Annotated in this window: 12 protein-coding genes and 1 tRNA gene; 6 read left to right on the top strand and 7 right to left on the bottom strand. The window is 32.5% G+C overall.

The window, feature by feature from the left end; all coding sequences use genetic code 11:
- Positions 1 to 269: 269 nt before the first annotated feature.
- The 4 genes from FLACOL7796_RS11835 (at position 270) to FLACOL7796_RS11820 (ending at position 4,478) form a co-directional block, all read left to right on the top strand.
- Entirely contained in the window at positions 270 to 1,382 is a 1,113-nt protein-coding gene (locus tag FLACOL7796_RS11835; RefSeq protein ID WP_173970990.1) for an NAD(P)/FAD-dependent oxidoreductase, read from the top strand.
- Complete coding sequence (gene mtgA, locus FLACOL7796_RS11830) at positions 1,382 to 2,173, top strand: monofunctional biosynthetic peptidoglycan transglycosylase (protein ID WP_173970989.1); 792 nt, start codon at positions 1,382 to 1,384, stop codon at positions 2,171 to 2,173. Before FLACOL7796_RS11835 ends, mtgA begins: the two co-directional genes overlap by 1 nt.
- Positions 2,163 to 3,119, top strand: a complete 957-nt coding sequence (locus tag FLACOL7796_RS11825) for a lipid A deacylase LpxR family protein (protein WP_173970988.1) — start codon at positions 2,163 to 2,165, stop codon at positions 3,117 to 3,119. The genes mtgA and FLACOL7796_RS11825 overlap by 11 nt, the downstream gene beginning before the upstream one ends.
- Before the next feature lie 153 nt (positions 3,120 to 3,272).
- The gene (locus FLACOL7796_RS11820) at positions 3,273 to 4,478 is read left to right on the top strand and encodes a hypothetical protein (protein ID WP_173970987.1); all 1,206 of its coding nucleotides are present in this window, start codon (positions 3,273 to 3,275) and stop codon (positions 4,476 to 4,478) included.
- Between the two features lie 183 nt (positions 4,479 to 4,661).
- On the opposite strand, the gene FLACOL7796_RS11815 is transcribed toward FLACOL7796_RS11820, so the two are convergent.
- From FLACOL7796_RS11815 to FLACOL7796_RS11795, 5 genes are all read right to left on the bottom strand, one after another.
- A complete protein-coding gene (locus tag FLACOL7796_RS11815; RefSeq protein WP_173970986.1) occupies positions 4,662 to 5,441 on the bottom strand; it encodes a DUF2185 domain-containing protein in 780 nt (259 codons plus the stop codon).
- A gap of 231 nt (positions 5,442 to 5,672) precedes the next feature.
- Positions 5,673 to 6,701: an oxidoreductase gene (locus FLACOL7796_RS11810; protein ID WP_173970985.1), complete on the bottom strand. Its 1,029-nt coding sequence runs from the start codon at positions 6,699 to 6,701 to the stop codon at positions 5,673 to 5,675.
- A gap of 45 nt (positions 6,702 to 6,746) precedes the next feature.
- Positions 6,747 to 7,100 carry a hypothetical protein gene (locus FLACOL7796_RS11805; protein ID WP_173970984.1) on the bottom strand — a complete coding sequence of 118 codons (354 nt, stop codon included), beginning with the start codon at positions 7,098 to 7,100 and terminating at the stop codon, positions 6,747 to 6,749.
- 14 nt (positions 7,101 to 7,114) lie between these two features.
- Positions 7,115 to 7,522 (bottom strand): hypothetical protein, encoded by a 408-nt coding sequence (locus FLACOL7796_RS11800; protein ID WP_232067364.1) that lies wholly within the window; start codon positions 7,520 to 7,522, stop codon positions 7,115 to 7,117.
- A gap of 185 nt (positions 7,523 to 7,707) precedes the next feature.
- Positions 7,708 to 8,145, bottom strand: coding sequence for a hypothetical protein (locus FLACOL7796_RS11795; protein ID WP_173970982.1), 438 nt, complete (start codon positions 8,143 to 8,145; stop codon positions 7,708 to 7,710).
- Between the two features lie 290 nt (positions 8,146 to 8,435).
- Between FLACOL7796_RS11795 and FLACOL7796_RS11790 the strand changes: the two genes are divergently transcribed.
- On the top strand, positions 8,436 to 8,612 hold the full coding sequence (locus FLACOL7796_RS11790; protein WP_173970981.1) for a hypothetical protein: 177 nt from the start codon (positions 8,436 to 8,438) through the stop codon (positions 8,610 to 8,612).
- Between the two features lie 5 nt (positions 8,613 to 8,617).
- Here FLACOL7796_RS11790 and FLACOL7796_RS11785 read toward each other — a convergent pair whose 3' ends face one another.
- Positions 8,618 to 9,988: a hypothetical protein gene (locus FLACOL7796_RS11785; protein WP_173970980.1), complete on the bottom strand. Its 1,371-nt coding sequence runs from the start codon at positions 9,986 to 9,988 to the stop codon at positions 8,618 to 8,620.
- 239 nt (positions 9,989 to 10,227) lie between these two features.
- A tRNA-Ala gene (locus tag FLACOL7796_RS11780) sits at positions 10,228 to 10,301 on the bottom strand.
- A gap of 137 nt (positions 10,302 to 10,438) precedes the next feature.
- Between FLACOL7796_RS11780 and FLACOL7796_RS11775 the strand changes: the two genes are divergently transcribed.
- On the top strand, positions 10,439 to 11,203 hold the full coding sequence (locus tag FLACOL7796_RS11775) for an enoyl-CoA hydratase/isomerase family protein (protein ID WP_173970979.1): 765 nt from the start codon (positions 10,439 to 10,441) through the stop codon (positions 11,201 to 11,203).
- Positions 11,204 to 11,339: the final 136 nt, after the last annotated feature.

The raw sequence follows: 11,339 nt of genomic DNA, 5'->3' as shown, positions 1-11,339 counted from the left end.
TTCGTGGGGCTAAAAATACAACTTTTAAATTCCATTTTTTAAATTCCAAATTCCAATTATTGTTAAAGTTTTCGTTTTAAATTCCAATATAAAAAATCAAATTCCAAAACGGTTTAAGAAATATTCTGCCACGAATTCAAGAACTTTTATTGTAAATGATTCTCAAAAAATAATAATTCGTGAATTCGTGGCGATTAAAATCAAAATCAAAGTCTTAAATTTATTTCCTGAATTGGAATTTAAAATTTGGAATTTATTTTAAAACAAAGATGGAACTAAGCTATTGGGAATTAAAAAACTGGTTTACAAATATTGATTATACCATTGTAGGCAGCGGTATTGTTGGTTTGCATGCGGCATTACGCTTACGCGAAAGATTTCCTGGCGCGAAAATTCTGGTGTTAGAAAAAGGAATGCTGCCACAAGGCGCCAGTACCAAGAATGCGGGGTTTGCATGTTTCGGAAGCCTTTCTGAAATTTTGGAAGATCTAAAAACACATTCAGAAGAAGACGTAATAAATCTCATCGAAAAACGTTGGAAAGGTTTGCAATTGCTTCGAAAAAGTTTGGGAGATTCTGCAATAGATTTTAAGCCTTACGGCGGATATGAATTATTCCTGAAAGAAGATGAAAGCGGATTTAATGAATGTATTTCGAAATTACCGTTTATCAATGAAATTTTAAAACCACTTTTTAAATCTGATGTTTTTTCGAAAGAAGTGGATAGATTTGGGTTTGAGAATATTGAGGAGTATTTAATCTTTAATCCGTTTGAAGCACAAATAGATACCGGAAATATGATGCAGGAATTGCTAAAAAAAGCGATTTCTGAAAATATTTTAATCCTGAACCAACAAACCGTAACGTCCTATGCCGATTTAGGCAATCAGGTCGAAATTGTATTGAATAATTTTAGTTTTAAATCTCAAAAAATACTTTTTGCAACGAATGGTTTTGCGAATTCGATAACAAAAGGCGCTGTGCAACCGGCGAGAGCGCAGGTTTTAATTACAGAACCTATTCAGAATTTAGATATAAAAGGTACTTTTCATCTCGATCGTGGTTATTATTATTTCAGAAATGTTGGTGACAGAATTTTACTTGGCGGAGGCCGAAACCTTGATTTTGAAACCGAAAACACAATAGAATTTGGCCAGACGAAAATTGTGCAAAATAAATTGGAGGATTTACTTAAAAATGTAATTTTACCAAATCAGGATTTCCAGATTGCCCATCGATGGAGTGGCATTATGGGAATAGGAAATAGTAAAAATCCTGTTGTGACTCAATTGTCTGAAAACGTGTTTTGTGGAGTGCGTTTAGGCGGAATGGGTGTCGCAATTGGGAGTTTAATAGGAACAGAATTAGCAGATTTAATATAATGGGAGTAACCAAAAAACCGATACCAAAAACAACAACCGCAAACAAATCAACCGGTACCAAACCAAAACCTAAAACAACACCAAAAAAAGGCAATCGCTCTTTTGGTGAAAAAGTAAAATGGTTTTTTATTAAATTATGTTTATGGTTCTTCGGGATCTCGATCGCGTCTGTGGTATTCTTTAAATATATTCCGGTACCTTTTACGCCTTTGATGCTCATTCGTGCCATCGAAAATAAATTAGATGGTAAAGAAGTTTTCTTTGATCACGATTGGGAACCAATTGAAAAAATCTCGATGAATTTACAAAAAGCGGTAATTGCCAGTGAAGACGGAACTTTCTTAAAACATAATGGTTTCGATTTTAAAGCACTTCAAAAAGCGTATAAGAGTAACGAACGTGGCCGCCGAATTCGTGGTGGAAGTACAATCTCGCAACAAACCGCCAAAAATGTCTTTTTATGGCAGGGAAAAAGTTATTTCCGTAAAGGTCTCGAAGCTTATTTTACTGTTTTAATCGAAGTAATCTGGGGCAAAGAACGTATCATGGAAGTATATCTTAATAGTATAGAAATGGGCGATGGTGTTTACGGAGCTTATGCCGCAACTGAACATTGGTACCGTCGTGATGCCTCAAGTTTAACACCAATGCAAGCCGCAGGAATTGCAGCAATATTACCAAACCCAAGAAAGTTTAAAGCGACAGGTTCTTCTAGTTATATTAACAGAAGAAAAGAGAGAATTGTACGCGAAATGCGTGCAGTGGGGAAAATAAACTATCATGCGAAATAAAAAGATATTTATTGCGCTTTTTATATTGGCGTCGACTTTGACTTTTGGACAGGCAAAAACAGCAGAAATTGGTTTTATAACCGATAATGATTTGTACACATCATCTAAAAATGATATGTATTATACCAATGGTTTAGAGCTTTTTTACCGTTTTCTATCTAAGAATAACAACGAGAAATTCAATAAAAAAATAACCGAATTCAGAATTGGGCAATACATTTATAATCCGAGGTTTATAAATGCAGAAGCGGTTACCATAAATGATCGCCCTTTTACAGGATATCTTTTTGCCGAAGCGGGTAGAAGCTTTTTTTATCAAAGTGAATCTGTTTTAAAAACCGATTTTCAGTTGGGTTTCATGGGACCGAATGCTTTAGGAAAAGAAACTCAGGAAAGTTTTCATCACATTATTGGGTATAAAGAAGTTTTTGGCTGGGAAAACCAATTGCATAATGCTTTTGCCGTTCAGGCGCATGTAATGTATTCGAAAAAAATGTTTCCGTCAAAACACAATGATTTTATAGATCTTCATTTTCAGTCAGAAGCGAATTTTGGGACTATTTTTACAGGAATTTCTACAGGATTTCTAACCAGAATAGGTTTTAAAAAATTACTTCCAATTTACGATTCGAATTTGCATGATGCCTCGATAAGTTTTCAGCCGCAATACAATATCAGAGAATTTTACTTTTATGCAATGCCAAGCGTAAACTATCAATTTTATGATGCGACGATTCAGGGAAGTATGTTTAGCAATACAAGTCCGTTAACTTTCGATCTTGAACCGCTTCGTTTTAATGCTGAGTTTGGTTTAAAGTACAGACACAACAATTTTAATATGTCGTATTCATTTATCTATCGAGGCAGAGAATTAAGGGATCCGGAAACCAATACGAATTCGGGTTATTTTTACGGATCGATACGATTTGGGTATTTGTTGAAGTAGTTTTTTTAAGTCGCTAAGGTTCTAAGTTGCTAAGAAACTAAGATTTGGGTTGATGTAAATAAAATTAAACTTTAAGATGTAATATAGTTGGCTTGAAATTTGATTTTTTGACCATGCTGGTTTTTAGATATCCATTAATCAATAATGCCCAATATGATAAAAAAGTTAAATCGATTAGCGCATCCTGTTTTTCTTGTTTCGTTATTTATTCTTTTTTTAAATGATCTGATATTAAAAACGGTCTTTCATAATTACCTCACCGGAAAATTATCTGATTTTGCAGGACTTCTTGCTTTTTCGTTTTTTTGGAGTGTCCTTTTTCCAAAAAGAATCAAAGAAATTCATATTGCTGTTGCTTTATTTTTTGTTTTCTGGAAAAGCCCTTTTTCAGAAGATTTTGTCCACTTTTTTGGTTTATATCGCGTTGTAGATTTTTCAGATAATATCGCTTTGGTAAGTATTCTGGTTTCATTTTGGTTATTAAAGCAAGAATCTGTTATATATAAAGTTCATCCTGTTTTTCTAAAATTAATTTTTCTCCTTTCTTGTTTCTCTTTTATTGCTACTACTCAGAAACCTGGTCCTTATAGATTTGAAGATGATTTTGTTCATTTGAACCTCAAAAATGAAAGTAATAAAAAAATAGTGCTTCTAATAGATTTTAAATTTTCTGAAGAAGAAATTACATTTTATAAAAATCAGGAGATTAAAATGGCTCTAGCCCAACATAAAAACTTTATTAGTGAACACGGAGAAGAATATAAATTAGCTGATGATCCATCAGATTCGGTACGGATTGTAAAGGAAATAAATGATGAATGGCTGTTGCGACAAAAAAATAATATTGTAGATCCGATTGTATTAGATAAAGGAGCTGAACAATATTTAGTATTGCCTTTGCATAATAAAGACACCGTAGTAGGTTTTCCTAAAGATTTTAAAATTTCAGTTTTAGATAGTAATTGGAAACTCCTAAAAAGCTATAACAAAAAGACCTTTTTTGATAAAACTGAAAATAAGAAATTAAATGAATTCTCCAGAAGAGAAACTTTTAATTTTACTTTTGGAAAGAAAAAAGAACCATTAAATATTGCTGATTCTTACGGTAAATGGGAATCCCGAGGAAAAGGCGATTTTAAGAAAATAGAAATCAATGCGGATTATTTTGTAGACGATACCAACGGTAAAGTTTATGACTGTAGTTACAAAAACGATTCTCTTTGGGTACATTATTCCCGTACTAAATGGTATTTGGGTATCATTAAAAAAGCAGCAAAAGATAGCCTTGTAATTTCCTGGGACAGCAAACCTGATTTGATTTATCTTAAGTCTAAAAAGCCTACAGTTTTGGGGCGTTAATAAAATAAGTAGTGTTTTTAAAACGACTATTCTATCAAATCAAAAAAAGCCACTCTGTTTAGAATGGCTTATTTTAATTTTATTTCAAATATTAATTTGAAACTATTTATCTTTTAATATTTTTTCTAAATACTCAACTTTCTTTTTAGCCTGAACCAAGAGCGTTTATAAAAACTAAAACTACTATTTTAGACTCGATGGAAGTAATTTAATGTTTTTCCAAGTATTTAATGCCCAGTCAAAATCTGCTTTTTCATCAAAATAGAAAGCGGACTGAATTACTTCTTTGTCGATTATAGAGAAGCCAAAAAGGACAAAATATGTTTTTCGTTCATTATTTTCTTCTATTATATAACCTATTCTTGAAGCTTTATTATCAGAAAACTCAAATTTGTCTAGTGTTTTAGATTTTGTCTGATCTCTATTTTCAATGTCTTGTTTCTGTTCTTCATAAAGTTCTTCTTTGTTTTTCTCTGAATTCCATATGATTAATCTAATAGATTTGTCTCCTGTAGTATAATATAAGGTCCCATCTTCTTCAATTGTTCTTTCAAAGAGGTTGTTGATCTCAATTGTCCAATCTTCAGTAAGTCTATGAGTGGTCATATAATCATCTTCCAGTTCAAAATCAGTAACTTTGTACCATTCAGAATCATCTTTTTCTCTTTCGTAAACAGAACCAACTCCTTTTAATAAAATATCCTTAAGTGAAGGATCTATTTTTAGAATGGTTGAAGGATTGTAGATGCCGATGTTTTCAGGATCATCATTGTATTCTGGAGATTCAAATCCTGTAAAAATCCTCCAGCCGCTATCTTCGGGTCGTGTCCTTTTTTCGCGATATAAGAATCCGGGTTTAATGTTTTTATCGACAACCATTTTCGATACCATAAGTCCTCCAATTGGCGGAAAGTCATTAAAATTATCTTCTTCTTTGTTTTTCTTCTTTTTGAAAAATTTCATTTGATTTTTCTTAGATTGATAAAAATTACTAAAATTTTGATAGAAATATTTTTAAAAAATTATCCAATAATAAAAATAGCTCTTATAAAAACTAAAACTTCTAATCTAGCCCCGATGGAAGCGGTATCCTTTTTATCCGCTTTTTTTGCGGATAAAAAGATATAGCTGAGAGCGGGACAAATGGTCTTTTTGAAAACATTACTTCTGCTCCTGATTATTTAGATTATTGATTTAATGTCGGTTATCGCATTGTAGAAAAATCTCTTCGTTCGATTTGTCAATAATTGAAATACCAGGGCAACCGAAAGACATGTATTCGAAACCAAAAATTACCTGAGGTTTATTTTTAAAAAGTTTCCCAGTCCATTGGTTAATGGCATCGTCGCCTTCTTCATAATTTAACGGAGCAGGAGAGGTGCCTTCGCTTTGGGTGTAAAGCTTTTCGATGATAATATCTTTCGTTTTAGAATCGACAACCAAAAGGCGTCTGCCATAAATTGTTTTATTGCTTTCGAGGTAGTCTTGTAAAAAATACTGATAGCTTTCGGTCTTGTAGGAGTAGGTATTGCCGGCAACTTTGCCTTTTAGCAATATACGATCTTGATTTTTTATTGCTTTTGAAGGATAATCTTTTTGGGCAATTTTTTTCCAGGCAATTGCTTTTAGAGGTTCTTTTGAAAACGGATTTTCTTTGCCTACATATACTAAGGCATCTCTATAATATTCGCTGAATCCGTTTAAATGTTTCTTTCTGATTTCAAACCCAATCATAAAATCGTATTGTTGGTACGGCCAATCTTCAGCGGAAGAATAACCATCTAACATTGCGGCGGTTTTTAGATTTTTTACTGCGAAAGAAATATGTTTGTTTTTAGCATAATCGATAATAAAAACAGAATCGGTTTCGGATATATTGGTTTTAGTTAAAAATCTTTTTCTGTGAATTTTATCAAAGGTGAAGTATACAGCATTGTATTTTCCGATTTTTTCGATGTTGGGTAAAGCAAGCGTGTCTTTTTCGTCGTTTATAGGATAAATATCCGAAAGGGAAACAAAAGCAACATCGCTACTGTCTTTTGGGATAATCGTAAACAAATTGATGCTTTCTTTTCTTGTACCTTCTTCGGGTTGAACGGAATCGTTTTGGGCAACTGCCGTTTTGGTTAAATTGGTTTTATTGGTTTCGGTTTCTTTTTTGTTGTTGCAGGATAATAGAAAAAGAAAGGAAATGCTAAGTAGTGTAGATACTTTAAAATTCATAAATAAAATTTTGGTTTAAAAAAATATGGAGATTCTTAGATTGTTTTATTTTGAAATTACAATTAGAAAAAATACGATCGATACGAGTAATAAAACGAATCCTGTAGTAAGTAATATATCGTCGTGCATGGTGCCGAAGCTTTTTTTGGCGAGGTAAAAACGATTGATCAGCATTCCGATTTCGTAGCAAATCAAAAAAGCGATTATGGTTAATAAACCGTACATTTTTGCTAATCCTCCGCTTCCGTTAAATGCGCCTTCGTGGGCAAACCAACTTATAATAAGGGCTAACGGAACTATTAACAAAGTCGATTTTATAAGTAACGGACTTCCCTTCCAGAACAATAATGCAATTAATGCTATTATAGGTAGTAGTAACCAGCGAAGTAATAGTGTCATATTGTTTGGTTTGTTTAGTTTGTTTTTATTTTTAAGACTTCCCCGTTATTTTTATTGAAGGTAATGGTTTTATTTGGACCTCCGTAAAACAATGTAAGAGTTAACGTACTGTCGGTTTCGTGATTGAAAATGATGTCTTTTGCTGTTCTGATTTTTATATTTAAGTTATCATTCATAAGTTGATAATCGGTGCTTTTTAATATTCTTTTTTCCAGAAGGCCATGTTTTTCTATTACTTCAAGCCATGGTGGCGCCATTGCGCTATAGCTTACAATTTGTGCCCTGTATTTTTCGTTCAGATTTTTATCTATCATTAATCCTAATGATGTAGTCGAAAGTATCCATGCATAAAAAGGCATCATTAGAGGTAAGATGCTAAGTATGATGGCTAATATAATTCCTCCTAAAAGTAATTTTGCCATGATTTTTTTCCAAAATATCACAATTACTGCAAAGCTGGTCAAAAACCACAACCAATATAGAACGACGTCGCTGTAATAGCCTCGTAAACTAATAAGTCTATTGAAATAGAGCAGACAATCTAAGGCCAAGAGAGAGCTAAGGATGAGATAAACTCTTAAAATGATCCTCGATTTTTTGTTTTGGTTCATAGCTTTTTTGAGATATAATTTAAAGAAAAAATTGCAGCAACTGCTAAAACCAAAATAGGTAAAATTGAAACGGAAAAGGTATAGTAAAGTTCTTCTTTGAAAGTATAGGTGCTCCAGGATGATTCGCGATCTACAAAAATGGTATAATTCCAGAAAAACCAAACTGAGATTAATATTATGGATTGAATTGTGACTTTTAAATATTTGTTCTTAATGAAGCCAAGAAAAAGAAATACAATCGTTAAAAAGATAGTGGTAAACAGCGACATTAGATAAGCATCGTCAAAAAAAGAAGCGTCGGGATTGCCACTTGATATTTTTCCGGAAAAATGACCAACAGCCCAATAAATTTCTAAAAAGGTACTTATAAAAAATAGCAGACCAATTGATAATGGTTTTTTTAAGTTTTTAAGCATTGTGTTTTTTTGGAGCATGTTTGGTGTTTTATTGCTTGAAAATTTGAAAAGGCTTAAAACAAACGGCCTTTATAAAATTTAAATATAAAAAAGATTTCTGACAAAAAACAAAACTTCTAATCTAGCCCCGATGGAAGCGGCATCCTTTTTATTCGCTTTTTTTTGCGAATAAAAAGATATAGTGTACAGCGGGACAATTGGTGTTTTGAAAACAAAACTTTTGCTCCTGATTTTTATAATGCTAAGGCTTAACCTTTTGGTAATATTCTGTACGTTTAAAATAGTAACTTTATTAAAAAATTAGCGTTATGGAAATCAATTGGATAATAATAGCAATTGTAGTTGCAGTTGTAATTGTTTTAATCGTGTTTACCACAAAAAAGAATCAGAAAGAAAAAAAGAAGCTGACAGATTTATTAAATAATGATTTTAAGAAAGCTGAAGAGGAAGATTCTGATTTTGATAATAACGCGGGTGAACGATAAAAGGTTTATTTTATTAATTTAAAGAGCTCTTCGATCGTTGAGTTTTTTTGATTCAATACAATTAGCTGACTTTTATCGTCTAACAGAATTTTGTTTGCAAATTCCTGATTGGCATTGACTTTCCAGTTTTTTAGTTCTGTAAATTCGCTTTTTAAGAGTTTTATTTTTTCGGAATTGTTTTTTGAAATGATTATCACTTTTGTGAGTGATGTTTTTTTCATTTTTTCGATACTGCTTTTTGTAATTTCATATTCTTCTTCGGTTCTGGAGCGATAACGATACAATTTTCTGATGGCATTTATATCTTCTGCGTTTTCAGTAAGAACATAACGATAACTCATGATATTATTAAGTTCATTGATCCATTCAGGAAAGTTTGTTTCATAAAGGCTGATATAGTTGTCAATGAAATTTTTGTCCATAGGTTTCTTTTGATCGATATATGCTGTAACCAATGGATAAATTTGCTTTGCCATCAGGTTGATATATTTTTTATTATACCAGTCTCCGGAATCTATTTGGCCATCTAATTTTCCGTATACATAACCGTTTCCTAATGCTGTTGCCAGGGCTTCATTCATAAGTTGATAGGCATAATTACTGCATTTTGATTTATTTTCTTTAAAATAGCGATCAATATCTGTTTTTACGGCAAGCGATTGTTCGTCGTAAATAATGTGGTAGGTTTCGTGTAGCATGACGCTAAACAAATCTTTATGCGATTTTAGGTCGGTTTGTACAGCGCTTATAAAATTGTTGCAAAATGCTTGTGCTGTAAAACCTTGCGAATTGGGCAGCGGATAAAAAGCTATTTCGAAAGGAATTGAATTGTCCCAGCCCGAATTATAGAATAACAAACCTATTTGAAAATAGTTTTCGATAGTATGTTCGTTCGAATATTTTGTGATTTCCTCAACTTGTTTTTCGAATTTTTCTTTATTGGGGTTGTAAATTAGTTCGTTGTAAATTGGGGTAAACTCTACAATACTTTCGGCAAAGTCACTCAGGGTTTTACTAGGAATAAAACCTATAGAGCGAAGCTTGAATTCTGTTAGATTATTGGTTTCGATGAGGTTTTTTTTCACGAGATCCTCTGTCTGCATCGTCTTTTTTGACCCAAACGGATATTCATCAAATGGATAACTGTAGTAAATGTTTAATTTGTCGAAATTAGAAATGATTGTTCTGAATTTCTCTGTATTGTATTTTGATTTTTGGAATTCGGTTTTGAAAACATTTTCAGGATAATTTTCGGAAAGATTTTGTAGAAAAACAAAAACAGCCAACTGTTCAGAATATTTAATTTTAAAAGTTGCTTTTTGAGCAAATGCTAAAGTCGTTAAAAATAAAAGTGAGATTAAAAATTTATTTTTCATTCGGTTTGTTGGTTTATGTTAGTGGTTGTGTGTTTTATGTTGCTTATAGTTAAATATAGACGAATTGTTTAAAGGATTGTTACAGAGGTTAAATTAAGATAATTTAATGAAACGTAAGAAGTTAAGTTTTATCTTTTGTAATAACGGGCCTAATTGAAACAAGTTTTGTAGTGAAAAGGTTGTAGTAGAAATAAAAAAAGTCTATAAATACTAGGATTTATAGACTTGATATTTTTTTGTGGAGAATATCGGATTCGAACCGATCACCTCTTGCCTGCCAGGCAAGCGCTCTAGCCAAATGAGCTAATCCCCCTTTTTTAGTGAGCTTTAAGAACTAATCCCTCAAAGCGATAGCAAATAAAGTCAATTAATTTTCAAAAAACAAATTTCAAATCGGGTTCAGGTAAAAATAGTTGTCAAAATTGTAACTTTACGATCAAATCTATTTTTATGAGTTTAGAAAATCAAAACGGTTCTTTACAAACTATTTTCAATAATGCAGTTGCAACAGTACAATTTGGCCATCCGGCGAGTAATTCTTTTCCAAGACAATTGTTGGATCGCCTAACTGCCGAAATTAATTCTTTAAGTCTTAATGAAACAGTTTCGGTTATTATTTTACAAAGCGAAGGAACCAAAGTTTTTTGCTCCGGAGCTTCGTTTGATGAGCTTTTACAAGTAGAAAACGAAGTTCAGGGAACAGCATTTTTTTCAGGATTTGCTCATTTGCTAAATGCCATGCGCAATTGTTCTAAACTTATTATTGGTCGTGTTCAGGGAAAAGCCGTTGGCGGAGGTGTTGGTATCATATCGGCTTGCGATTATGCTTTGGCGACGCCCGAAAGTGCAATAAAATTATCTGAATTGGCAATTGGTATTGGTCCGTTTGTGATCGAACCGGCTGTTTCCCGCAAAATAGGAAAAGCAGCAATGGCTGAAATGACTTTGGCAGCGCACGAATGGAAATCGGCCGAGTGGGCATTAAATAATAAATTGTTTTCTGAAATTCATACTGCAGAAAATCTTGATAATGCAGTCGCTAGTTTTGCTCAAAAATTAAGTTCTTATAATCCCGAAGCTTTGCAAGAAATGAAGAAAATTATTTGGGAAGGAACTGAACATTGGGAATCTTTACTAATCGAACGGGCTGCGATTACAGGAAAATTAGTTTTATCTGATTTTTCGAGAAAGGCTTTGACGCAGTTTAAGAAGTAACGGTTTTTTTAGCCTCAGTCTCGGTCTCAGTTTTCAGTGCGATAGCTTTGTCAAAGTTTTAAACTTTGACAAAGTTGTGATTTTGTAAGGGCTATTTCTTAAAGTAAATAAAAAAGAAATTTTCAAATATAAAATT

The organism is Flavobacterium bizetiae, from assembly GCF_902804475.1.
GTDB classification, from domain to species: domain Bacteria; phylum Bacteroidota; class Bacteroidia; order Flavobacteriales; family Flavobacteriaceae; genus Flavobacterium; species Flavobacterium bizetiae.
The sequence above is the reverse complement of the archived record's forward strand: the minus strand, read 5'-3'. Positions and strand labels throughout refer to the sequence as shown.

What these genes read in the sequence shown, in the direction of transcription:
- FLACOL7796_RS11800 (WP_232067364.1), bottom strand. Translation starts at nt 7,522, where the DNA reads ATGGCAAAATTACTTTTAGGAGGAATTATATTAGCCATCATACTTAGC.
- FLACOL7796_RS11775 (WP_173970979.1), top strand. Translation starts at nt 10,439, where the DNA reads ATGAGTTTAGAAAATCAAAACGGTTCTTTACAAACTATTTTCAATAAT.
- FLACOL7796_RS11790 (WP_173970981.1), top strand. Translation starts at nt 8,436, where the DNA reads ATGGAAATCAATTGGATAATAATAGCAATTGTAGTTGCAGTTGTAATT.
- FLACOL7796_RS11835 (WP_173970990.1), top strand. Translation starts at nt 270, where the DNA reads ATGGAACTAAGCTATTGGGAATTAAAAAACTGGTTTACAAATATTGAT.
- FLACOL7796_RS11805 (WP_173970984.1), bottom strand. Translation starts at nt 7,100, where the DNA reads ATGACACTATTACTTCGCTGGTTACTACTACCTATAATAGCATTAATT.
- FLACOL7796_RS11810 (WP_173970985.1), bottom strand. Translation starts at nt 6,701, where the DNA reads ATGAATTTTAAAGTATCTACACTACTTAGCATTTCCTTTCTTTTTCTA.
- FLACOL7796_RS11825 (WP_173970988.1), top strand. Translation starts at nt 2,163, where the DNA reads ATGCGAAATAAAAAGATATTTATTGCGCTTTTTATATTGGCGTCGACT.
- FLACOL7796_RS11815 (WP_173970986.1), bottom strand. Translation starts at nt 5,441, where the DNA reads ATGAAATTTTTCAAAAAGAAGAAAAACAAAGAAGAAGATAATTTTAAT.
- FLACOL7796_RS11785 (WP_173970980.1), bottom strand. Translation starts at nt 9,988, where the DNA reads ATGAAAAATAAATTTTTAATCTCACTTTTATTTTTAACGACTTTAGCA.
- mtgA (WP_173970989.1), top strand. Translation starts at nt 1,382, where the DNA reads ATGGGAGTAACCAAAAAACCGATACCAAAAACAACAACCGCAAACAAA.
- FLACOL7796_RS11795 (WP_173970982.1), bottom strand. Translation starts at nt 8,145, where the DNA reads ATGCTCCAAAAAAACACAATGCTTAAAAACTTAAAAAAACCATTATCA.
- FLACOL7796_RS11820 (WP_173970987.1), top strand. Translation starts at nt 3,273, where the DNA reads ATGATAAAAAAGTTAAATCGATTAGCGCATCCTGTTTTTCTTGTTTCG.